Source organism: Embleya sp. NPDC056575 (assembly GCF_042793325.1).
GTDB lineage: Bacteria > Actinomycetota > Actinomycetes > Streptomycetales > Streptomycetaceae > Embleya.
Genome location: NZ_JBHTVA010000058.1, coordinates 36157 through 58220, shown reverse-complemented (window position 1 = coordinate 58220; position 22064 = coordinate 36157). Strand labels below are relative to the sequence as shown.

Sequence of the window (22064 nt, the reverse complement as noted above, 5' to 3'; positions counted from 1 at the left end):
GGTTTCTCGTTTCGTCGTGCGCGGTGAGGTGAGGTGCGGTGCAGGCGCACGGGTTCCGGGCCTGCCCCGGGATTTCAGAGGAAGTACAGGCGGTTGAGCGGGACTTCGTCTGCGGCTTCGGAGTGCAGCGCGGCACCGTCGAGGGTCACCAGGCCGGTGCGGGCGTCCACCTGTACCCGGCCGGTGCGCGCGTTGCGCACCATGTCGGCGGGGCCGATGCCGCGGGTGCCGCGGACGGCGACCCGGCGGCGGCGGGTGGTCATGCCGTCGTACGGCCGGTCGGCCGACCCGGCTTCCGCGGCGGCTCGGCTGACGAAGGCCACGGACAGGTCGGCGGGCGTCGCGCCGTGTCCGCCGAACAACGGACCCATCACCAGCGGTTGACAGTTGTCCGTGGCGGCGTTCGGGTCGCCGGTGACGCCGTAGGCCGGGAATCCGGACTTGAGGACCATCTGTGGCTTGGCCCCGAACGTCGCCGGGCGCCACAACACGATGTCCGCCAGTTTGCCGACCTCGAGCGACCCGACCTCGTGGGAGAGTCCGTGCGCGATGGCCGGGTTGATGGTGAGCTTGGCGATGTAGCGGAGCACGCGCGCGTTGTCGTCGTGCGGGCCGTCCCCGTCCGCCGGGCCGAATTCGTGCTTCATCTTCCCGGCGAGCGCGAAGGTACGGCGCACGGTCTCGCCCGCGCGGCCCATGCCCTGGGCGTCCGACGACGTGATGCCGATGACGCCCAGGTCGTGCAGGACGTCCTCGGCGCCCATCGTCCCCGCCCGGATGCGGTCGCGCGCCATGGCGGCATCGCCGGGAAGGTCGGTCTTGAGGCCGTGGACGGAGACGATCATGCCGTAGTGCTCGGCCACGGCGTCGCGTCCGAACGGCAGTGTGGGATTGGTGGACGAGCCGATGACGTTGGCGACCCCGGCCATCTTGAGGACGTTCGGGACGTGTCCGCCGCCGCAGCCTTCGATGTGGAAGGCGTGAATGGTGCGCCCTTCGAGCACGGAGAGGGTGTCCTCGACCGACAGGCACTCGTTCAACCCGTCGCTGTGCAGCGCCACTTGCACGTCGTGGTCCTCCGCCACCCGCAGCGCGGTGTCGAGGGCGCGGGCGTGTGCTCCCATGTCCTCGTGGACCTTGAACCCGCAGGCGCCGCCTTCCGCGAGCGCTTCCACGAGTGGCGCCGGGTCGGAAGCCGAACCGCGACCGAGGAAGCCGATGTTCACCGGCCACGCGTCGAAGGAGTTGAAGGCGTGCCGCAGCGCCCACGGCGAGTTGACGCCGACGCCCCAGAGCGGGCCGAACTCCTGGCCGATGATCGTGGTCACGCCCGACGCGAGCGACGCCTCCATGATCCGCGGGCTGAGCAGATGGACGTGCGTGTCGATGGCGCCGGCGGTGGCGATCAGGCCCTCCCCCGACACGATCGCTGTGCCGGTGCCCACGACGACGTCGACACCGTCGAGGGTGTCCGGGTTTCCGGCCCGCCCGATCGAGGCGATGCGCCCCTCGCGGATGCCGATGGACACCTTGCGGATGCCCTGGATCGCGTCGATCACCACGACGTTGCTGATCACCACGTCGCAGGTCTCGCGGACGGTCACGGCCTTGAGATGCAGGCCGTCCCGGGCGGTCTTGCCGAAACCCGCGAGGAACTCGTCCCCGGCGGCTTGCGCGTCGGACTCGACCCGGACGACCAGACCGGAGTCGCCCAGGCGGATCCGGTCTCCCGCGCGGGGGCCGTGCACGGCCGCGTACTCACGGGCGTCGAGGGGGCTGCCGCTCATGCGAGTTCCTTCCCGTGCCCCGGCTTCGGCGTGCTCGCGCCCGGGGCGTCGCCCGCGTCGGGGGCCGCGCCGAGGTAGCCGCACGCCGCCGCGCGGCGCAGCGCCTCGGCCTTGGCGCCCGGCGCGTCCAGCGGTCCGTCGACCAGACCGGCGAAGCCGATCGCGATGCGGGCGCCGCCCATCGGTACGAGACCGACTTCGACATCGGCGCCGGGGTCGAACCGGGTCGACACGCCCGCGGGCGCCGCCGGCCGCATGCCGTAGGCCGCCGCCCGGTCGAAGTCGAGGCGCGGGTTGGCTTCGAAGAAGTGGAAGTGTGAGGTCACGCTGACCGGCACCGAGGCGGTGTTGCGCACCGTGATCCGGGTCACCGGCTCGGGCCCGGCGGCGGCCCCGGTCGCCGGGATCACCGCGCCCGGCGCCGCGTCGCCGTGGCCGGGATGGCCGAACGGGTCGGTCACCACGGCAAGTCGGGTGCCGTCGGGGAAGACGGCTTCCACGTACACCTCGGTGACCAGGTCGACGACGCCGGGCAACACGTCGTCCGGGCCGAGCACACAGCGGGCGGCCTTGAGGGCGTCCGCGAGCCGGTGTCCCGCGCGGGCCGCCTCGCACACGGTGTCGGCGATCAGCGCGGTCGCCTCGGGCATGTTCAGCAGCAACCCGGCGTCCCGGCGACGACGCGCCAACTCGGCTGTGGTGAACAGCAGCAGCCGATCGCGCTCGGTCGGGGTCAACTGCACGGTGTCTCCAGATGGTTCGTGACATGCGGACGGGGCAACGGGCTCGTCCCCGCGCGGATGGAGCGGATCTGCCGTCGGTGACGGCCTACTTGGGTGCCGGCACGGCGGGTTGGTCGTGGGTGGCGCAGTGGATGCCGCCGCCGCCGGACGCGATGGCGTCGATCGGGACGGGAACGATGTCGCGGCCGGGGAAGTGGTCGCGGAAGATCCGGCGCGCCCGGTCGTCCGCCCGCTTGTCGCCGAAGCGCGGCATGAACAGCGCGCCGTTGGCCACGTAGAAGTTCGCGTAGCTGGAGACGAACGCGTCGCCGCGTCCGGTGATCAGATCCGGGTCCGGCTGCGGGAGGTCGACGACCTCGAAGGGCTTGCCCCGGGCGTCGACGGCGGTCTTCAGCACGGAGCGGGCCTGGTCGCCGGCCCGCGACCAGGAGTCCGCGGGGCCGCCGGGGAACGCGGTGTCCAGCAGGACGGCGCCGGACGCGGCGTAACGGACCAGGCAGTCGACATGGGCGTCGGTGATGTCCTCGCCGCGGACGCCCGCGAACCAGACGACCCGGGTGACGCCCAGGGTCTGCTTGAGCCCGTCCTCGATCTGCTGCCGGGACTTGCCGGGGTTGCGGTTGTCGTTGACCACCGAGCTCTCGGTGACCAGCAGTGTTCCGTGGCCGTCGGTCTCGAACGAGCCGCCTTCCGCCACCAGGGGTGCCTGGTTGCGGGGGACGCCGTAGTGCGCGAGGACGCTGCGCGCGACCAGGCCATCGTTGCCGTGTCGCTGCTTGTTCCCCCAGCCGTTGAAGTTGAGATCGACGCCGGTGACCGCGCCGCCGTCCTCGACGAAGACCGGGACGATGTCCCTTGCCCACAGGTCGTCGACGGGGACGGCCAGGACCTCGGCGTCCTTCCCGCAGGCGTTCTGCGCGGCGGCCTGCTGGTCCGCGCCGGCCAGGACGACGACCGGCTCGTACTCCGCGACGGCTCGTGCCAGCCTGGCGATGTCCTGGCGTACGGCGGGCAGGTCCGCGCCCCAGATCCCGGCCGAGGCGGGCCAGGCCATGAACGTGCGCTCGTGCCGGTCCCATTCGGCTCCGAACCTCCGTGATCCGGTTTTGGCCGTTTCCGGGCCCCCTCCCGGCGCTCCGCGACCGGCACCCTCCCCGGGAGCGTCGGACGTGGAGTCCTCGGTGCAGGCGACGGCACCGAGGGCGACGACACCGGCACCGAGCAGACCACGCAGAACGGCGCGGCGGGACGGGAGGGCAGCGGACATGGGGAACTCCGGGAGGGGTCGTGCGGTGGGCGTCGGGAACGCCAGGTGCCGGTGGGGGATGGGGGATGGGATGGGATGGGATGGGGCGGGGCGGTCAGGCCACCGGTTCCTGCATGGTGGAGCAGTGGATGCCGCCGCCCCCGCCGCCTATGCGGTCGGTGTCCAGCTGGACCACCCGGCGGCCGGGGAAGGCGGCGGCGACGACCTGACGGGCCGCCTCGTCCTTGGCGCGGTCGCCGAACTGTGACATGACCACGCCGCCGTTGCAGACGTGGAAGTTGACGTATGAGTCGACGAAGTCCGGGTTCGTCGAACGGATGGTGTCCGGGCCGTCGACGCGGATGACCCGGAGCCGACGGCCCCGCGCGTCGGTGGCGGCGGACAGGATCGCGAGCTGGTTGCGGGCGTCCTGCGCCCAGATGTCGGTGCGGCTCGCGGGCGGGACCTGCACCATCACGATGCCGGGGCCGATGAAGCGCGAGGTGGCGTCGATGTGGTCGTCGGTGATGTCCTGGCCCTTGATCCCGGGCACCCAGATCATCTTGCTCGCGCCGTAGGCGGCCAGCACCGCCTGCTCGATCTGTGCCTTGGTCATGCCGGGGTTGCGGTTGCTGTTGACCAGGCTGGACTCGGTGGCCAGGACGGTGCCGTCGCCGTCGGTCTCGACGGCGCCGCCTTCGCCGGTGAATCCGGCGCGGGTGAAGGCGAGTCGGTCGTACGCCGCGATGCCGGCGGCGACGCGGGCGTCCTTGGCGTGGGTCTGCTTGTTGCCCCAGCCGTTGAAGCCGAGGCCGACGGTGTCGCGTCCCCCCTGGCCGTCGGTGCGGAAGACGGGCGCGGTGTCGCGGGTCCACAGGTCGTCGACGGGAATCGAGCTGATGACGGTGACCGTCGAGCCGCATTTGGCGCGCGCGGCGCTCGCGGTGGCGGCATCCGGCGCGCACATGACCACCGGCTCGAAAAGCGCGATCGTCTTGGCGATCAGGGCGATGTCGTTCTGGACGCCGCTCAGCCGGCGGCCCCAGATGGACGAGCCGGTCGGCCAGGCCATCCAGGTGCGGACGTGCGCGACGTCGTCGGCGGGCACCCGCAAGGCCGCCGCGGCGCGCGCGGCCGGGGCGAGGAACGCCTGGCCGCCGACCGCGAGCCCGGCGGCGCCGAAGAGGACACCGCCGAGCACACGGCGACGCGAGGGCTCGGCGGCAACGGTTTCCGGTGCCGAACAAGAGGGGGTGGTGCGCGCTCCATGCATGGCTGACTCTCCCTGTCGGGTGGTAGCTCCGCCGCTCGGCGGCACGGATGGACGAACTCGCGGATGGTGGGATTGCCGGCGGTACGGGGCGCACATGGCACCCGGCGTCCCGGTCCGGCGTGCCCACACTGTTCCACTGACTGAAAAGTCAGTCAATAGCGCGAAGGGTAAACGGCCGCGGCGGATCTCGGGTGGGGTCGGGGGCCGGGCGCCTCACGCGGGCGCACGCGGTGACCGCAGGTGTCGGCGGCGACATCGATCGGCCGCCCGACGGACGTGATCGCACGAAGCGCGAACGGGCCTGTGAATCAAGCTCGAACGGGCCTGTGAATCAGGCGCGAACGAGCCTGTGAATCAAAGGGTTCGGTGGCAAGGTCGCCGGTGCGGGCGAGCGCCCCGCAGGGCGCTCCGGCCCACGACCGGGAATCTCTCAGGCGTGGCCGAGGTAGGCCAGCTCGGCATCGATCGCGGCGAGTATGAGGGTGCGGGCGCGGTCGAGCGTCAGCCCCTCGCTCAGCCAGCGCCCACTGAGTCCTTCGAGGAGCGCGGTGAGCCGCTGGGCGGCCTCCAGCGCCCGGTCCGCGGGCGCGGCCGGCAGCACCGCCGTGATCAGGTCGGCGACCTCGCCGTCCCACACGTGCGTGGCCTCGGCGAGGTCCGCGCGCAACAGGGCGTCGAACATCGCGCTCGCCCGCAGCTCGCCCCACGCGGTGCTGTTCTCGCGGACTTCGGCGCTGTCCTGGAACTCCAGGAGCAGTGTCCGCTCCAGCACGGCCCGCGGGTCTGTCAGCCGCTCGGCGGCGACGTGGGCGGCGGTGTAGCGCTCGGCCCGGTTGTTGATGAACTCCAAGCTCGCGCGCAGGACTCCGGCGCGGTCCTTGAAGTGGTAGTAGATCAGCCCGTTCGACACGCCGGCCTCGGCGGCCAACTCCTCGATGCGCAGACCCCGCACCCCGCGGCGGGCGATGAGCCGAGCCGCAGCTTCCATGATCACGGTACGACGGTCGGCGGCCATGGTTCGACACCCTACCCTTTGGCCCCACGGGCACCACACACCCCGCCCATTGCTCGGCGGCGGCGACCCGAATGGGCGGAGGGAATCGCCGCGGTGGCCGCTCATCGCAACCGTGGTCGCGGGCCACCGGACCGAAACCACCCGCGGAGTCGAGGCGGCGACCGGTGATCACGGACGCGCCCGTCCGGTTATGATGACTGAATATTCAGTCAGTCGGATGGGTGGCCCCGTGCCGCCCCGATGGGGTGGCACGAGTGTCGAGCCGTCAGTCATTGATCCTGGAAGCCGCCGCCGGGCTCATCGCCCGGCGCGGGGTGCGCGGCCTGCGGGTGGAGGAACTCGCCGCCGAGGCCGGAGTGTCCGTCGGGTTGGTCTACTACCACTTCGGCGACCGGGCGGGGCTCATGCGGCACACCTGGGAGTTCATCAACGAGCGCGCCGAGCGCTACACGCGGTCCGAGGCCGATCCGGACCTGGATCCGCGCGGCCGGCTGGAGGAAATGCTGATGCTCGAACTCCAGGACACCCCCGAGGTGCGGGAGAACAGCACGGCCTGGGGAGAGTTCCAGGCGAGCGCCGTCTTCGTGCCGGAGCTGGCACTTCAGATGCGCGAAGCCACCACGCACTGGGTGCGGGACGCGCAGGAGCTGATCCGCCGCGGGCAGGACGGCGGCGACATCGCCCCGACCGTGGCCGCGGCCGACGCGGCCGAGCGACTCACCGCCCTCGTCGAAGGCCTGAGCGAGCGCTGGCTGGCCGGCTCGCTCCCCCTGGATCGGGCTCGCTTCCTGCTCCGGAGCGCGCTGGCCCTGGAACTCGGATCGCGACCACCCGCCTGACCCGCCCCGGTCGCCGCTTCGCCGGACTGCCCGGCAAGGACGGCTTCCGGGTGCGCGGTGGCCCGAGTGTGCCTTCACCTGGATGGTCGCGTCAGGAATTGACTGAATTTTCAGTAGGTGAGACGGTGGGATCCCGGTGATCCGGGTTCGCGATGCGTCATCCTCGCGAGCGCACGCTCGCCGTCTCGGATCCGCCGCAGGCCGCGGAGCGGTTCTCCCGCACCCTCTCTACACACGTCGCGATCCGTGCCGCGGCACGACCGGTTGGAGGTCTCCCATGTCCGATCCCCTCGACTCGTACCTGAACCTCCACCCGGTCGACGGCGCGGTCGGCACGGCGCGGTCCGGCGGCCGGCGCACCGACGCCGCGGTCCGGGCGGCGCTTGCCGACGCGTTCCCCGGGCGTGCGGTGGTCCGGCTCGACGTGGACCGCGCGACTGTGGGCGGTGGGAACCTCCACTGCTCGACCAGGCGGCAGCCCGCCACGTGACGCGTGTGAGTGCGGCACCGTCGGGGTGCGCCTTCGGGCCGTCCCGAAGCCTCATCCGTTCGCCGCACGCCACGGTCGTATCCGGCGCGCAAAGTCCATATTTGCGGCAAATATGCGGTTACGTTGATGCCCTGCCCACCCTGGTCCGGCCGCGGCCGAACACCCGCGCCATCGAAGGACGGATCCTGTGCCCGAATCGCCCCTGATGCCCCGTCGGGCAATGTTGCGTTCCCTGGCGGGAGCGGGCGCGCTCGCCCTCGGCGCGGCCGCATGCTCCGACTCCTCGGACTCCTCCGGCCCGACCGCGCCCGGGTCGTCCCCGCCCGCGACGTCCGGCGGGACGGGCACGGCGCCCGAAACCGCGGTGTCGGCCCGCCGGTTCGGCGCCGAGTGGGACAGCCATGTGCGTACGTTCATGTCCTGGCCCGCCGCGACCGGTATCTGGGGCGCCGACCTGCCCGCAGTGCGCGAGGACATCGCCCGGGTCGCCCGCGCCATCGCCGCGACCGAGCCCGTCGTGCTGCTCGCCCGCCCCGACCAGGCGGACGCCGCGCGGCGAGCGGTCGGCGCGGACGTGGACGTCGTACCCATGCAGGTCGACGACCTGTGGGCGCGGGACACCGTCCCGGTGTTCGTCGAAGAGTCCGGTACGGTCCACGGCGTCGACTTCAACTTCAACGGGTGGGGCGACAAGCAGTCCCACGAACACGATGCGCGGGTCGCCCGCGAGGTGTCGGCCAAGTACGGCATCCCGCTCGACCGGACGTGGCTCGTCGCCGAGGGCGGATCGTTCGAAACGGACGGCGTCGGCACGCTGATGGTCACCGAGAGCTCGATCGTCAACGACAACCGCAACCCCGGCAGGACCCGGCAGCAGATCGAGGACGAACTCGAGCGGGTGCTCGGCATCACCAAGGTCATCTGGTTCGAGGGCATTCGCAACCAGGACATCACCGACGCGCACGTCGACTCGCTCGCCCGGTTCGTCGCACCGGGCGTCGTGCTGCTGGACAAGGCGTTCCCCGGCGAGCCCGCCGACTCGTGGTCACGCTCGGCCGACCAGGCGAGAACCGTCCTGCGGGACGCCACCGACGCGCGCGGCAAGCCCATCCGGGTCGTCGACCTGCCGCAGCCCGACCCCGAGCGGATGACCGCGCCGCCCGGCGACGACTTCGTGTCCTCGTACGTCAACTTCTTCATCGGCAACAAGGCCGTGTTCCTGCCGCGTTTCGGCGACAAGGCCGCCGACGACCGCGCGCGGGGCATCCTGCGCGACCACTTCCCCACCCGCGACGTCGTCATGGTGCAGATCGACGCGATCGCCGCCGGCGGCGGCGGGATCCACTGCGCGACGCACGATCAGCCGGGCACTCCGCCGGCATGACACGGCCATTCCGTCCGTCCTGGAGCCGGGGCCGCCTCGCGGCCGCGGTGGCCGCCGCGTCGGCACTGGGGGTGGTCCTCGTGGTGGGCGTCTGGCTCCAGGTCGGCGAACGTATGGCCTTGGACACCCGTTACCGCGCGTCGAGTTCGGCGCCCGACCGGGTGGACGTGCGGGCCTCGGTGCAGCGCGTGGACGCGGCCGCGCGCGAACTCGTCCTGCGCCTGCTCGTCACACCGCGCGGAAACCTGGCCGAGGACGGCGGTCCCGCCCCTGCGGTGGGCCTGTCGCTACAGACCTCGCCGGAGGTGCGCGGTGACCTGAACTTCCCCGCCCACACCCGAATTTCCACCGTGGACCTGCAAGTCGCGCTCGGCGGAGGGTCGGTCTCCGACTACCCGTTCGACCACTACCGGACCATGCTGGAGTTCGCCGCGCAGGCCGGTGGCAAGCCCGTTCCGGTGAACATGACGCTGAGCAACAGCGACGCGCTGTTCGCCCTCGACGTCGATGCGAGCACCGACGACGGCGTGGCGGTCTTCGACGTCGGCATCGAACGTTCGGGAACCGTGCTGCTGTTCGGTGTCTTCATGATGGTCGCGATGTGGGCCCTGGCAATTGCCGTCCTCATCGGTGCCAGGACGTTGGTCGTCGGCCGTCGCGGTCTGGTCTGGCCGGCCCTGGGCTGGATGGCCGCGACACTGTTCGCCCTGGCGGCGTTCCGCAACACCGCCCCCGGCAGTCCCCCGATCGGTTCGCTGCTCGACTACCTCGCCTTCCTGTGGGCCGAGGCGATCGTCGCCGCGTCCCTCACGGTCACGGTGCTGGTCGGCGCCGCAGTGGAAAACCGTGCCACGGCCGAGAAGAGCTGAACTCCGCGACCTCCTCTCGACCGCCGCCCCCCGCCCGTTTCCCGCCCGCCCCTACGGAGGCCACCCGTGCGCCCTGCCGGCAACCCCCCGATACCGCCGTCCCTCTCGTCCGCCTTCCAGCCGCTCGCGTCCGGCGACCCCCAAGACGTCGGCGGGTACCGGCTCGCCGCCCGCCTCGGGGCCGGCGGCATGGGACGCGTCTACCTCGCGCACACGCCGGGAGGACGACCGGTCGCGCTGAAGGTCGTTCGCCCCGAGTACGCCGAGGACCCGCAATTCCGGGCCCGGTTCGCTCAGGAGGTGGCCGGCGCCCGGCGCATCCACGGGCTCTACACGGCGCAGGTGGTCGACGCGGACCCCCACGCCGAGGTGCCCTGGTTGGCAACGGCGTACGTGCCGGGTCCCTCGCTGCGCCAAGTCGTCGAGAGATACGGTCCGTTGCCGATCCGAACGGTGTTGTTGCTGGTCGGCGGCATCGCCGAGGCCCTTCGGGAGATCCATCGCGTCGGTGTCGTGCACCGGGACCTCAAGCCCGGCAACGTGATCGCCGCCGCCGACGGGCCGCGCGTCATCGACTTCGGCATCGCCCGCGCCGCCGACGCCGTCGCGCTCACCGGCACCGGCGTCTGCGTCGGCACACCGGCCTTCATGGCCCCCGAGCAGGCCGTGGGCCGACACGTCACACCTGCCGCCGACGTGTTCGCCCTCGGCGCGTTGGGCGTGTTCATCGCGGGCGGGGTACCGCCGTTCGGCGCCGGCGCGGACAGTGCGCAGATGTATCGACTCCTGCACGATCGGCCCGACCTGGGCACGGTCGTGCCCGAGTTGCACGCCCTGCTGGGGTATTGCCTGGCCAAGGACCCCGCCGCGCGGCCGACGCCCGCCGAACTCGTCGACCTGGCGCGCGCCCACCCCGCGGCGGGCGGACACCTTCGGTTCACCGACGGCTGGCTTCCGGACCACGTCGGCGTCGAGATCGAGCGGCGGTCGAACACCGCCGGACCGGGCCCCGCCCCACAGGTGCCCGAGCATCCGGCCCCCGGCGATCCCGGACCGCCCCTCGACGGCGCCGCCGACGGATACCCGCTCGACCGGACCGTCGCGGACCCCGGGCAGCCGGACCTGCGGGACACCTCGCCGCTGCCGGGTCCGCCGCCGACCGGCGCCGGAATCGCACGCGCGGGCGGGCGCGGACGCAGGAGGACCTCCGTCGGGGCCGTACTGGCCGGCCTCGTCGTCGCGGCCGTCGGCAGCGTCGTCGGGCTGTCGCTGCTCGACGAACTCGACCCGGACACGGACGAAACGGCGGCCGCGCACCAGGCTCCCGCAGTGCCCGCCGCATCCCCGATGCCCACCACCGGGGCCCCCGGCTCCTCGTCTCCGTCTCCGTCGCCGCCGGTGTCGCCGCCGGTGTCATCGCCCATGACACCGGCCGAGTCCGGCTACACGGCGATCTACGCGGAGGCCGTGCTGACCGCGCCCGACGACGGATACGACTTCGACATCGCCTCGGGCAGCGTGCGCCCTGCGGAGTCCACCAAGTGGGCGATCGGGCACAACAACGGCGAGTTCCTGATCCCCGCGGGCAGCGACGCCGCCGTGATGCGCGCCGAAACGACGACACCGGAGGAGTGCGTGGCCGCCCTGGACAGACGTCCCATCGGGATCGTCACGTTCCGCGACGTCGCGGCGGGACAGTCGTTCTGCGTCCGCTCGCGCACGACGCGCGAGTTGGCCCTCGTCCGCGTCGTTGCCGCGGCGGGCGGCTCACCGGTCGAGGTCGGCCTGACCGCGTACCGCCCGCGACGCTGACCACCCCCGCGACGAGAATCCCCTCGTCCTTCGGCACCGGCGCCGCTTTTCGCACACCCGCACGGAAGCGGCCGGCCGCAGCCCGTTGGTGCTCTCGAACTCCCGTCGCGCGCCCAGGGAGATGGTGATTGAACCCGCCGGTGCGCCCTCGAGGGCGCGGTCGCATCCCGCGTCGCGGCTGCTGCCCGAGTACGACCCGGACGCGGGTTTGGCTCCGGTGTCGGTGAGGGCACCCCCGCTCCTTCCGGGGCCGAGTCGTCCGCCGTCAACGCCGCGCGCCGTGCCCGCTCCTGCGTGAGCGGGCCCGCCGCGCCGGGCGGTGGGGGAGTGGCGCGGCTGTGGTCCATGGTGGAGTCGACGCCGGGTCGTCCTTAGGCGGCGAGGAGTGCGGGGTTGTTCGCGTTCTGCGCGAAACCTCCGCACCGGCCGGCTCCGCCGCCGCACGCGGCCCGGGGCTGTTCACGTCACCTCCGGCGCATGCCCAACGTGTCCATCTCGGCGATGCGTTCGGCCGACAGCTTGGGCCGCCGCGATCTGGTGGTGGTGATCCGTACCCCCCAACCGCATGTCCTCCGACCACCCGTCGAACGCGGTGTCGGTGGTGAAGTGGTCCCGGCCTGCCCGGGGGCCGGGGGTACCGCCCGGCTCGATTCGCGCGACACGCGGTCCGAGGCGGGGCGGTGGCCCGGCGTGTGTGGATCCCGAGGCGTGGCCGAGTGGGCCCGGGGCTTATCCGATCGGTAGGCAGATCGCCCAGGCGTGGATGGCGGCGCCGGGGGTGTTGTCGCGCGGGGCGGGGACCTGCCAGCCCGTGTTGGTGTCGTTGGGGTGTCCCCTTTCGCCGGGGCCGCTGTAGGTGTTGGGGCCGTCCGAGGTGTATCCGCCGCCGACCACGGTGTAGCCGGTCGGGCACAGAGCCGTGGCCACGCTCGTGCCGTCCGTGGGGACGGATGGGCCGTTCACCGTGATGCTGGGCCCGGACACGCCGTTCTGGCCGGGAGGGCCCTGAGGTCCGGGAGGCCCGGGAGGCCCGGGAGGTCCGGGAGGTCCGGGAGGGCCTTGGGAACCCTGGCATCCGTGTTCCGGACAGGAGCCGTGCCCCCCGCCCCCGCCCCCGCCTCCGCCCCCGTCCCCGTCCGCGAAGGCAGGCCCGGCACCGGCGGTACCGATGGCGAGGGCGGCGGTGAGAAGGATTGCGGGGAGCCTTCGACTGATCCTCATGCGGGGAGCCTTCCTTGATCCATCCGCGAATACGTTTCGACGGATGCGACCAGATTCACAAGCCCCTCACCCACTGGCTACTTTTCAGGGCCACCCGTGGCTGGGTTTAGCGCCTCGGAGTGGAGAACCGAACTGCCGTTCGGATCGGCCCGTTCACGGCCCCGGGAGAGTCTGCCCCGCTCGGGGACGACCGGCCGGCTGCCGCAGTCGGTCCCCGCCCATTCGCCCGCCTGTTTCTCGCGCTCGGCGTATGGGCAACCTCGAAGACCCACACCACCCTTGGAGGACACGGTGAGATACCTGGCTCTGCTGCGCAACGCCGCGCCGTCGGTGCTGGCCGCCGCATTGTTGACGGGAGTCGTGGCGCACCCCGCCGCGGCCGACCACGAGGACGGTCACGGAGGAGGCGGGGACTGCCCGCACAACTGCCCGGCCGGGAAACCCGGCCCTCCGGGACCTCCCGGTCCTGCGGGTCCCCCGGGGCCGACCCTGCCGACCCAGATCGTCCAGACGACCTACACACTCACGTCCGGGCTCAACACGGGAACCGCGACCTGTCCCTCGGGAACGGCCATCACGGGCGGTGGATACAAGACGCCCCTCGGAGGCAACAACCTCACCGCCCAGGTGTACGAGTCCTACCCGTCCGCCGCCGACACATGGACCGTGTCCTTCAACAACTCGGCCGGGACCACGGGCTCCTACGTGGTCTACGCCGTGTGCCAACCGGTGACCTGAACCGCGGCGCGCCGGCCACCGGGCGGTGACACCCCATCGCCCGGCGCCGGCCGCCACGGCCCGCAAGCGCGACACAAGGGATCCCGCCCCCGGCGACCGGACGCCGGCGTACACGCGACCCGATCGACCAGCCAGAGACCCGCCCTGTGTTCCGAGCGGACGCTTCGAGGCCGGCCGACGCATGTCACGTCGGTGCCGCGTAGCAGCGGATGGCCACCGTCTGGTGTGGGCTCCACTGCTGCTCGACCGTGTCCATCAGCTGCCAGCCCAGTCGCTCGTACAGGTCTGCCGCGGCGGTGTCGGACGTGACGACGTCGAGCACCGGATGCAGGCCGCGATGCCGTGCCTCCGCCACCGCCCGGTCGAGCAGCGCCGCTCCGATCCGATGTCCCCGCGCCCGCGGGGCGACGAAGAGTCTGCCGACCACGGCGGTGGTACTCCGCGCCGTCCCCTCTCGCCGGCTCCACAGCCCTGGGGCCAGATCGCCGTCGCCGGCCCGCGACAAGCAGACATGCCCGACCAGGAGCCCATCGAGTTCGGCGACCCAGGAGCCCAACGAGGGACCGAGTGACAGCCACTCGCAGGGCTGATCGGGCCAGTTCACCGGATAGCCGTCGCGTGCGTGGACCTCCGCGAGGACGCGCACGCACTCCTCGATGTCGCCATCCGCCCTCGACCGGACGCGATGGCCCGGCCGCTCGTCGGGCACCCCGGAGCTCTCTATGTTCACGGTGTGATGGGAACACGGGCCACAGAATCGGAACAAGCCCCTTCACGCCGCAGCCGGCGCGCGATTCGTCGAACATCCGGGTTCGATCCGACGCGCCACTCCGAACCGTGCAATCGGTTTCCGCACCGCCTGCCCGTCGGGAATGCGCCACCCAGAGCCGGGACTTCACGCGGCGAGTGGCCCGGACCTGTGCTCGGGCCGGACCACTCACCGTGTGCCGCGTCCGGCTAGCCCGCCGGGTGGAAGTTGATACGTTCTCCCGTGACGGGGAAGCCGGCCTTGCTGAAGTGCGCGGCCATGGGGAAGTTGCCGCGGTCGGTGGCTCCGCTGATGGACTCGGCGCCCTGCTCGACGAGGAAGCCGGTGCACTCCGCCAGGAGGTCGTAGGCGTATCCGTGGCCGCGCTGTTCCGGTACGACGCCGATGAAGCCGATGGTCGGGCCGGACGGGTTGTGGGCCGGGATGTGGATGCCGGCCAGCTCGCCCTCCGGAGTGCGCGCGACCTGCCACCACTCGCGCGGGGAGGGGCACCAGTGGAAGAAATCGAGTTCGTCCTGGGCGGCCCGGTCGAGTCCGCCCTTCTCCTTGGCCCTGAGCGCGTGCGTGTCCAGGGTGACGGAGTGGATGCGGAGCAACGCGTCGAAGAACACGGCGTCGTCCGATTCGGCGGCGAAGCGCAGCCGTCCGGGCCGTTCGGGCAGGCCCCGCGCCGGGGTCCAGCGGTACAGGAGGCGTTCCACCAGGAGTTCGTACCCCGCGGCGCGTGCGGCGGCGAAGCGCGTCTCGGCCCCGGTGCGCAGGTCGGCATCCTTCCGCCAATCACCGGGCAGGTTGATCTCGAGTTCGACCTGCCAGGGGGCGGTACGCAGGAGTTCGGCCCCGGCATCCTCCTCGCCCTCGGCCACGTCGAACCAGTTGATGTTGATGGGCTCCGAGTCGTCGGGGCCGCCCCACCAAGCGCCGCGTGCGACGACCTCGCCATCGCGCAGGGCGACGCGCTTCCAGTCGGGGCGGAACCGGGTACGCCGATGGGCTTCACGGGTGCCCAGGGGGTCGGGGAGTGCGTCGAAGAGATGAGCGTCGCGCGCGGAGAGCGCGCGGATGACCGGATCGGTCATGGGTTCCTCCGGGATACAGGCTGCGTGGAGCGCTCCCGGTCAGAACTGGCGAACCACGCCGGGACAACGGAAAAGGGAGCGCTGAAAAGTCGTGAACTGCACGGCACTCGCCTCCTTCCGTCCGTCTCAGGGCGTGAAGTCACACCGTACGGGATCCTCGTCGGGGCCGTCCACGGATTTCCGCACCTCTCGGTGCGGCCGGCCGCCGGGGTGGGTGTGTGGTGGTAGGCGTCAGAAGGTCACGTCGGAGCAGGAGTAGAAGGCGTTGTCGGTGTCGTCGATGGTCCAGACGGCGAAGATCACCGCTCGGCCGGTGCGCCCGCTGGGCAGGGTGCCGGTGTGTACTTCGTGGGTGCCGGGCTGGGCGCCCCCGTATGGCACGTTCAGGAACGGGGTGCTCTCGATCTGGGCGCGGCTGATCGGGGTGGCGGGGTTCCAGGTCGGCTTGGTGACGTAGTACCGGAACGAGGTGGTCGAGTGGTTGGCCTGGATCTCCCACGTGAAGCTGAACCTGGAGCCGGAAGTGAGCCGGGTGGAGGGCCAGTTGCCGCCGCGCGGGTCGTCGAGCGGGCCCAGCGCTCGTCGGCGCCGGCGCACAGTTGCCCGTCCGGTGGTCCGCCTACGGGGTAGCCCTTCGGGCCTTCCACGCTCTGTGGTTCCCACTGGATGTCGCCGCAGTCCTGGACCGTGCCGTCGTAGCAGTACGCGGAGCGGCTTTCGGGACCGGAGATGAATCCGTGGGCGGAGGCGGAGGGTGCGGGCGGTAGGAAGGGCACGGCGAGCACCGATGCGCTCAGCGTGGCCAGGGCGTTCCTCGTCATCAAATTAGGAGTGGTGATTCCGGTCGGTCAATGGTCCGACCCGATTGCGGCACAAATCGGCGAACCGGATTCGGGACGGGGGAGAGCGGCGCGCCGACCCTGGGATCGCGACCGGTTGGCCCGGCGCGGAACGGCGAGGCCGGGGCGGGTGATTCGCCCCGGTGGAGCAGATCGAACGCGAGTCCTCCGCCGTGGCCGGACCACGGACGGACGAACCACACCCGCGCCGCCGCGCCGCAGGGGTGTGGTCAGGAAGCGAGGGGATCCGCCTCGTCGAGTCCGCGGGAGGCGACGAGGCGGGCGCTGCCGTCGGCCAGCCGGTAGGACAGGCCCACCACGGCGACGCGGCCCGCGGCCACTCGCTCGGCCAGGACGTGGGAGCGTTCCAGCAGGAGGTCGACGGTGTGCTCGATGTGCTCGGCCAGGATCTCGTCGGCGCTCTCGCGTCCGGCGGCGCGGGCCGCGAGCACGCTCGGGGTCACCCGTTCGACGACGTCGCGCAGGAAGCCGCCCGGTGCCCGCCCGTCCTCCAGGACGGAACACGCCGCGGCGATGGCTCCACACGAGTCGTGCCCGAGGACGACGACCAGCGGCGCGTCGAGGACGCTCACGCCGAACTCGACGGAGCCGAGCACCTCCGCGCCGACGACATGCCCGGCGGTGCGCACCACGAACAAATCGCCCAGCCCTCGATCGAAGATGATCTCGGCGGCCAGTCGGGAGTCGGAGCACCCGAACAGCACGGCGAAAGGTTGCTGGGAGGGAGCGGTCTCGGCGCGGCGGGCGGCGTCCTGGTTCGGATGCTCGGGGGAGCCCGAGACGAAACGTTGGTTGCCGGCCAGCACCAGTTCGAAGGCTTCGCGGGGCGTCGGGGCCTGTGGGTCGGTCATGGCTGCAGCTTAGGATCCGGTACCGAGCGTCGCATCGCCTGGTCCGCTCGCGCCGATCACCGAGGCCGGCGCGCCCGGTTACGGTCTTGGCCGGGGAGACCACCACCCCCGCTGAAGGAGCCATCGGCCACCGTCACGGGGACTCGGTCCGCCGCGCGAGGTGCCCGGGCGGGGAATCCGCGGCGTTCGCCGGGAGCGGCCGCGGACGCCCTGGCCTCATGGGCTCACCCACTGCCTGCCGGGCCCGGTTCTTGCCGGGGCCGTGGCATCGACTGCGACACGCGGCCGATTCGCCTGGTCGTGGCACGACCAGGCCCGGGCGCCCCCGCGAGCCGGCACGGGTCCGACACCGTCGGGCAATCCAGAGCATCGACACCTCCCCGCCGGGTGGGCACGCGCACCGGCCGCGCAACGCCGCAGCGGCGCGCCCACGTTCGCCACCGCGAAGGCCACACCCCGTCAAACCCGACCACGTGTTCGTCGGCGCCGCGCACTTCGTCGACCGCACCGACACCGTCACCGGCCACGACCCGGCGCGACCGGCCCCCGTGCCCGCCCCTCGACCAGGCGCGCCGGGGAATCGCGTCGCGCGGGCTCGACGTGGCCACGCCTTGGGCCGACCCCCGAAGTCAGGCCACCCACTCCTTGAGTCGACGCACGAGCCCGGCGGGGTCGTCTCCGGTCGGAGTCACCTGGAGATCGGTGACGCCGGACTCGCGGAAGGCTTCGATGCGCTCCCGAACGTAGGAGGCCGGGCCGACGAGGTTGATCTGTTCAAGGAGTTGGAGCGGGACCTTGGCCTCGGCCTCCTTCGTCTTGCCGTCGAGGTAGAGGTCCTGGATCTGCCTGGCCTCGGCTTCGTAGCCGTAGCGTCGGACGAGGTCGTTGAAAAAGTTCTTGCCGCGGGCGCCCATGCCCCCGATGTAGAGCGCGAGTATCGGCCGCGCGAGGTCGAGTACCTCCTTCACGTCCTCGCCGACGGCGACGATGCCACCGGCGACGACCTCCAGGGGCGCGCGGTTCTCGGAGCGCTTCGCGCCTCCGGCGGCGAGCGCGTCGCCCCATACCCCGGCGGCGCCCTCGGGGGAGTACAGGAAAGGCAGCCAGCCGTCGGCGTACTCCGCGGCACCTTCGACCGATGTCGGTCCCAGCGCGGCGATGTAGAGCGGAACCGAGGGACGTAGCGGCTTGGTCATGATCTTCAGCGACTCGCCGAGTCCGGTGCCCCGACCGGCCGGGAGGGGGATCTCGAAGGAGCGGCCGCTGTAGTCGACCGCCTCGCCCCGCAGGGCCGCGCGGATGATCTCGACAGTCTCCTTGATCCGGCCGGTCGACTGTACGAAGGGCATCCCGTGCCACCCCTCGATGATCTTCGGGTTGGAGGCGCCGAGGCCGATGATGGCGCGACCGCCGGACACACTGTCGAGGCCGGCCGCGGTCGAGGCGAGCATGGTCGGGGTGCGCGAGTAGACGTTGAGGATGGCCGCGCCGATCTTCACGCGCGAGGTGCGGGCCGCCAGATAGCCCATCAGCGTTGGCGAGTCGTAGCCGTACCCCTCGGCGACCCAGACGGTGTCGAGCCCGGCCGCCTCGAGTCGAGCGATGTGGTCGGCGGCCTCGCGCGGGTCGGTGCCGTAGGTGAGCATCGTCGAGATCTTCATGGTCCGCTTCATGAACAGTGCCTCACTTGGAAGTCGGCGCGTCGAAGCGCGCGCCCATGCCGATGCCGGCGCCACCGTCGACCGGGATCACCGCGCCGGTGACGAATCGCAGGTTGGGTGACACGAGCGCACCGACCAGGTCGGCGAACTCGCGGGGCTCCCCGATGCGTCCCATGGGTACGCCGTTCCCGAGGCCGGCTTTGGACAGTTCCGGCTGCCGTTCCAGCATTCCGCCCAGCAGGGCGGTGTCGAAGAATCCGGACAGCAGAGTGTTGACGTTGATGTCCTGCCCGGCGACTTCCAGGGCGAGGGTCTTGGCGTAGCCGATCACCGCCGACCACACACCGACGGACGCCGCCATGCCGACGGCCGGGCGCTCGACGACACCGGAGACCACGTTGAGGATGCTGCCGCCTTCGGTGGTCATGTACGGCAGGGTGGCTCGAACAGATCTGACGACGTAGAAGAAGTGGCGCTCGAAGGCCTTCAGCCACACCTCGTCGGTGAGTTCGGAGATGCGCCGGATCGGCGGTCCGCCGTCGTTGGTGACCAGAACGTGAACGGCCGGACCGAACCGCTCGAGAGTCGAGGCGGTGACGCGCTCGATGTCGGCGTCGGCCGAGCAGTCGGCGGCCAGCCCGAGGACTTTCTCCTCGCCGTATGCGCGGCCCAGCCGTCGCGCGGCGGCGGTGACCTTCTCCGCGCGTCGCGCGAAGATCGTGACCTCGGCGCCTTCCCTCAGAAGACGATCGGCGATGGCATATCCCAGGCCGTCGCTGCCGCCGCCGACGATGGCGACCCTGCCGGTCAGTCCGAGGTCCATCACCGAACTCCGATCGAGGTGAGGAAGCTTTCGGCGTTGCCGGTGAAGACGTCGTCGAGGACATCGGCGGAGAAGCCCTCCTCGCGCCACTCCTCGACCAGCCTCTCGTGGGCGAGCATCGGGTAGTCGGCTCCGAAGAAGACCTTCTTGCGCAGCCGCTTACCGATCTCGCGCTTGAGCTCGTCGGGGAAGTAGCGTGGTGACCAACCGTGGAGCTCCATCCACACGTTCGCCTTGTGCAGTGCGACCGCGATCATCTCCGACTGCCAGGGCCACGCCACCCGAGCCGCGATCACGTTCAGATCGGGATGCCTGGCCGCGATGCGGTCGACGTAGCGGGGGTGGCAGCCCTCCAGAGTGATGCCCATGCCTCCGCGGGTACCGGCCCCGGTGGCCGACATGCCGACATGGACGAGGACGGGACGGTCGGCCTCGACGCACATGTTCAGACACTTCTCCCATTCCGGCCGGTCGGGTGTGCCGGCCGGAGTGAACGAGTGGACCGTCAGTCCGACGAGTCCCGTCCCCTCGCTCAGGCAACGCTCGAATTCCTTGACGTGAGCCGGTTGCGTGGGATCGATGCCGATCCAGTTGCCCAGTACGACGTCGGGGTACGTGCGCGCATAGTCGAAGGCGTAGTCGTGCTGGTCGCGCAGTGCACCGGCGTCCATGGTGTGGGTGAACGCGAAGTCGAGCATCGCCTTGACGTTGGCGCGGCGAAACCGCAGGGCCTGCTCCTCGTCGCTGACGAAGCTCATGTCCCACTTGAAGTAGCCCCGCAGCGCCCGGCGGTCCTCGGCGGTCTCGTACGGGCTCCCCTTCCATCCTCGCTCCGTGCCCCAGTGGGAGTGGAAGTCGATCAGTCGGGCCGGCGGTACGTCCATACCGAGTGCCTTTCGTGCATGTGCCCTGGGAAGGGCATCGGGACGGTCAGTGGACATTGCGTGTCGAGTCGGCCCAGAACGGCGCCCGCAGACGCTTCTTGTCGATCTTTCCCACCGGCGTGGTGGGGAGTGAATCCACGACCACGACCTTCTTGGGTGCGTACATCGAGCCTTTGACCTGCTTGACGTAGGACCGGAGTGCGGGGACGTCGACCCGTCGCCCCGGTCGCGGGACCACGAACGCGGTGACGATCTCGCCCCAGCGGCTGTCGGGCACGCCGATGACGGCGGCCGAGCCCACGGAAGGGTGTGCTGTCAGGACGGCCTCGACTTCGCCGGCGTAGATGTTGAAACCGCCCGAGATGATCATGTCCTTCTTGCGGTCCACGATGTAGATCAGGCCCTCGGCGTCCTGACGGGCGAGGTCTCCGGTGTGGAGCCATCCCCCCTTGAGGGCCGCTTCCGTCTCGTCGGGGAGGTTCTTGTAGCCCTGCATCACCCCGCGGCTCCGCATGACGATCTCGCCCACCTCGCCCAGCCCAACGTCGTGGCCGTCGTCGTCGACGAGCCGGACGCGGTTGCCGACCACGGGACGGCCACAGGAGGCGAGTTGCCCAAGGCTCGCGGTCTCGTGTGCGGCCTTGGTCAGGACCGTCCCGATGCCGGCCGACTCCGTCTGCCCGTAGATCTGGCAGAAGACCGGACCGATGCGCTCGCGAGCCTCCGCCAGGCGCACCGGTGACATCGGTCCGGTGGCGTACCAGATGACCTCGAGGCTGGAGAGATCCCTGGTCTCCGGACGCTCCTGATCCAACAAGGTGTAGATCATCGTCGGAAGGCCGTTCACACAATTGATGTGCTCGGCCTCGATGACGTCGAGGAACCGGCCCGGTTCGAAGCCCTGCTCGATCACGACCGTGCCGCCACGCAGCAGTGTCGGGATCACGGCAAGCCCCGCCGCATGGGTCAGCGGGGCCGCTGCCAGGTACCGCGGGAGGTGTGGCTGCTCGAAGTCGGCCAGGTGCGCATAGACCATGTGCACCATCGACCGATGAGGCTGCATCACGCCCTTGGGCCTGCCGGTCGTCCCCCCGGTGTACTGCAGCCACGCGACATCCGTCTCCGTCGCCGGGCCGCGGTCGAGCGATCGAACCCCTGGGCGCTCGCCCTCGGGCGGACCACCGGCGACGGGGATCACCATCAGGTGTCGCAGGGAGTCGACCTCGGCGAGGACCTGGCGTCCATGCTCCTCCAGGGGTGCGGTCACCACCAGCACCGCGGCCTCCGCGTCCGCGCAGACGGTGATGTGGTCCGTGACCGAGGCCAGGGCCTGCAGTCCGGTGAAGTGGCCGCCCAAGAGATACGTCGCGGCCTGGACGATCCACGATTCGGGCATGTTGGAACCGAGCATCGTGACCCCCACGCCGAGCCCCACCCCCCGATGGGCCAGCGCGGCCACGTACTGCGAGAGGAGGTCCCTGACGTGTGCGTAGGTCAGTCGTCGATCACCGGCCACGAAGGCCTCGGACGCGCTGTGCCGGCTGAGTGCCTGGACGATCAGGTCACCCAGCGTGACTCCGGAGGATGCCGTCGTGGCGGCCGCCGCAGCCGCGGCGCGGTGACCTGGAAGGTGGTGGGACATGCCTCAAAGCGTGGCCGCCGAGCGGGCGGGCGTGCCACCGATGTTCCGCCTGGAAATTCGGATAACCCGCCAAGCCGA

19 protein-coding genes and 1 pseudogene are annotated in these 22064 nt (G+C 71.2%); 6 read left to right on the top strand and 14 right to left on the bottom strand.

Translation table 11 applies throughout. From position 1 onward, the window contains the following. Positions 1-74: 74 nt before the first annotated feature. From ACFRCG_RS35440 to ACFRCG_RS35420, 5 genes are all read right to left on the bottom strand, one after another. Entirely contained in the window at positions 75-1787 is a 1713-nt protein-coding gene (locus ACFRCG_RS35440; RefSeq protein WP_380039192.1) for an urease subunit alpha, read from the bottom strand. After that, positions 1784-2530: an urease subunit gamma gene (gene ureA, locus ACFRCG_RS35435; RefSeq protein WP_380039189.1), complete on the bottom strand. Its 747-nt coding sequence runs from the start codon at positions 2528-2530 to the stop codon at positions 1784-1786. The genes ACFRCG_RS35440 and ureA overlap by 4 nt, the downstream gene beginning before the upstream one ends. A gap of 85 nt (positions 2531-2615) precedes the next feature. Then, positions 2616-3797, bottom strand: coding sequence for an agmatine/peptidylarginine deiminase (locus ACFRCG_RS35430; RefSeq protein WP_380039187.1), 1182 nt, complete (start codon positions 3795-3797; stop codon positions 2616-2618). A gap of 94 nt (positions 3798-3891) precedes the next feature. Further along, positions 3892-4977, bottom strand: coding sequence for an agmatine/peptidylarginine deiminase (locus ACFRCG_RS35425; protein WP_380039185.1), 1086 nt, complete (start codon positions 4975-4977; stop codon positions 3892-3894). 502 nt (positions 4978-5479) lie between these two features. Continuing rightward, a complete protein-coding gene (locus ACFRCG_RS35420) occupies positions 5480-6064 on the bottom strand; it encodes a TetR/AcrR family transcriptional regulator (RefSeq protein WP_380039183.1) in 585 nt (194 codons plus the stop codon). Positions 6065-6318: 254 nt separating this feature from the next. Here ACFRCG_RS35420 and ACFRCG_RS35415 point away from each other — a divergent pair, with 254 nt between their 5' ends. The 5 genes from ACFRCG_RS35415 (at position 6319) to ACFRCG_RS35395 (ending at position 11458) form a co-directional block, all read left to right on the top strand. Continuing rightward, a complete protein-coding gene (locus ACFRCG_RS35415; RefSeq protein WP_380039181.1) occupies positions 6319-6903 on the top strand; it encodes a TetR/AcrR family transcriptional regulator in 585 nt (194 codons plus the stop codon). A gap of 277 nt (positions 6904-7180) precedes the next feature. Further along, on the top strand, positions 7181-7393 hold the full coding sequence (locus ACFRCG_RS35410) for an agmatine deiminase family protein (RefSeq protein ID WP_380039179.1): 213 nt from the start codon (positions 7181-7183) through the stop codon (positions 7391-7393). Positions 7394-7613: 220 nt separating this feature from the next. Further along, positions 7614-8777: an agmatine/peptidylarginine deiminase gene (locus ACFRCG_RS35405; RefSeq protein WP_380039177.1), complete on the top strand. Its 1164-nt coding sequence runs from the start codon at positions 7614-7616 to the stop codon at positions 8775-8777. Continuing rightward, positions 8774-9646, top strand: a complete 873-nt coding sequence (locus ACFRCG_RS35400; protein WP_380039175.1) for a DUF4436 family protein — start codon at positions 8774-8776, stop codon at positions 9644-9646. Before ACFRCG_RS35405 ends, ACFRCG_RS35400 begins: the two co-directional genes overlap by 4 nt. 66 nt (positions 9647-9712) lie before the next feature. After that, positions 9713-11458 carry a serine/threonine-protein kinase gene (locus tag ACFRCG_RS35395; protein WP_380039173.1) on the top strand — a complete coding sequence of 582 codons (1746 nt, stop codon included), beginning with the start codon at positions 9713-9715 and terminating at the stop codon, positions 11456-11458. A 729-nt stretch (positions 11459-12187) separates the two neighbouring features. On the opposite strand, the gene ACFRCG_RS35390 is transcribed toward ACFRCG_RS35395, so the two are convergent. Further along, positions 12188-12385, bottom strand: coding sequence for a hypothetical protein (locus tag ACFRCG_RS35390; protein WP_380039171.1), 198 nt, complete (start codon positions 12383-12385; stop codon positions 12188-12190). A gap of 585 nt (positions 12386-12970) precedes the next feature. On the opposite strand from ACFRCG_RS35390, the gene ACFRCG_RS35385 reads away from it, so the two are divergent. Next, on the top strand, positions 12971-13417 hold the full coding sequence (locus ACFRCG_RS35385) for a hypothetical protein (RefSeq protein ID WP_380039169.1): 447 nt from the start codon (positions 12971-12973) through the stop codon (positions 13415-13417). Positions 13418-13601: 184 nt separating this feature from the next. On the opposite strand, the gene ACFRCG_RS35380 is transcribed toward ACFRCG_RS35385, so the two are convergent. From ACFRCG_RS35380 to ACFRCG_RS35345, 8 genes and pseudogenes are all read right to left on the bottom strand, one after another. Continuing rightward, on the bottom strand, positions 13602-14147 hold the full coding sequence (locus ACFRCG_RS35380; protein ID WP_380039167.1) for a GNAT family N-acetyltransferase: 546 nt from the start codon (positions 14145-14147) through the stop codon (positions 13602-13604). A gap of 227 nt (positions 14148-14374) precedes the next feature. Beyond that, positions 14375-15265: a GNAT family N-acetyltransferase gene (locus tag ACFRCG_RS35375; protein WP_380039165.1), complete on the bottom strand. Its 891-nt coding sequence runs from the start codon at positions 15263-15265 to the stop codon at positions 14375-14377. Positions 15266-15496: 231 nt separating this feature from the next. Further along, positions 15497-16086 (bottom strand): annotated as a pseudogene (locus ACFRCG_RS35370) (lytic polysaccharide monooxygenase). Between the two features lie 248 nt (positions 16087-16334). Continuing rightward, positions 16335-16976, bottom strand: coding sequence for a carbonic anhydrase (locus tag ACFRCG_RS35365; RefSeq protein WP_380039163.1), 642 nt, complete (start codon positions 16974-16976; stop codon positions 16335-16337). A 629-nt stretch (positions 16977-17605) separates the two neighbouring features. Continuing rightward, positions 17606-18637 carry an LLM class F420-dependent oxidoreductase gene (locus ACFRCG_RS35360; protein ID WP_380039238.1) on the bottom strand — a complete coding sequence of 344 codons (1032 nt, stop codon included), beginning with the start codon at positions 18635-18637 and terminating at the stop codon, positions 17606-17608. A 22-nt stretch (positions 18638-18659) separates the two neighbouring features. Beyond that, positions 18660-19460, bottom strand: a complete 801-nt coding sequence (locus tag ACFRCG_RS35355) for an SDR family oxidoreductase (RefSeq protein WP_380039161.1) — start codon at positions 19458-19460, stop codon at positions 18660-18662. Beyond that, on the bottom strand, positions 19460-20344 hold the full coding sequence (locus tag ACFRCG_RS35350; protein ID WP_380039159.1) for an amidohydrolase family protein: 885 nt from the start codon (positions 20342-20344) through the stop codon (positions 19460-19462). Before ACFRCG_RS35350 ends, ACFRCG_RS35355 begins: the two co-directional genes overlap by 1 nt. A gap of 46 nt (positions 20345-20390) precedes the next feature. Continuing rightward, positions 20391-21986 (bottom strand): AMP-binding protein, encoded by a 1596-nt coding sequence (locus ACFRCG_RS35345; protein ID WP_380039157.1) that lies wholly within the window; start codon positions 21984-21986, stop codon positions 20391-20393. Positions 21987-22064: the final 78 nt, after the last annotated feature.

Coding starts and splice junctions, on each gene's coding strand:
- ACFRCG_RS35440 (WP_380039192.1), bottom strand. CDS start 1,787: ATGAGCGGCAGCCCCCTCGACGCCCGTGAGTACGCGGCCGTGCACGGC.
- ACFRCG_RS35430 (WP_380039187.1), bottom strand. CDS start 3,797: ATGTCCGCTGCCCTCCCGTCCCGCCGCGCCGTTCTGCGTGGTCTGCTC.
- ACFRCG_RS35420 (WP_380039183.1), bottom strand. CDS start 6,064: ATGGCCGCCGACCGTCGTACCGTGATCATGGAAGCTGCGGCTCGGCTC.
- ACFRCG_RS35410 (WP_380039179.1), top strand. CDS start 7,181: ATGTCCGATCCCCTCGACTCGTACCTGAACCTCCACCCGGTCGACGGC.
- ACFRCG_RS35405 (WP_380039177.1), top strand. CDS start 7,614: ATGTTGCGTTCCCTGGCGGGAGCGGGCGCGCTCGCCCTCGGCGCGGCC.
- ACFRCG_RS35400 (WP_380039175.1), top strand. CDS start 8,774: ATGACACGGCCATTCCGTCCGTCCTGGAGCCGGGGCCGCCTCGCGGCC.
- ACFRCG_RS35375 (WP_380039165.1), bottom strand. CDS start 15,265: ATGACCGATCCGGTCATCCGCGCGCTCTCCGCGCGCGACGCTCATCTC.
- ACFRCG_RS35365 (WP_380039163.1), bottom strand. CDS start 16,976: ATGACCGACCCACAGGCCCCGACGCCCCGCGAAGCCTTCGAACTGGTG.
- ACFRCG_RS35360 (WP_380039238.1), bottom strand. CDS start 18,637: ATGAAGATCTCGACGATGCTCACCTACGGCACCGACCCGCGCGAGGCC.
- ACFRCG_RS35355 (WP_380039161.1), bottom strand. CDS start 19,460: ATGGACCTCGGACTGACCGGCAGGGTCGCCATCGTCGGCGGCGGCAGC.
- ACFRCG_RS35350 (WP_380039159.1), bottom strand. CDS start 20,344: ATGGACGTACCGCCGGCCCGACTGATCGACTTCCACTCCCACTGGGGC.
- ACFRCG_RS35345 (WP_380039157.1), bottom strand. CDS start 21,986: ATGTCCCACCACCTTCCAGGTCACCGCGCCGCGGCTGCGGCGGCCGCC.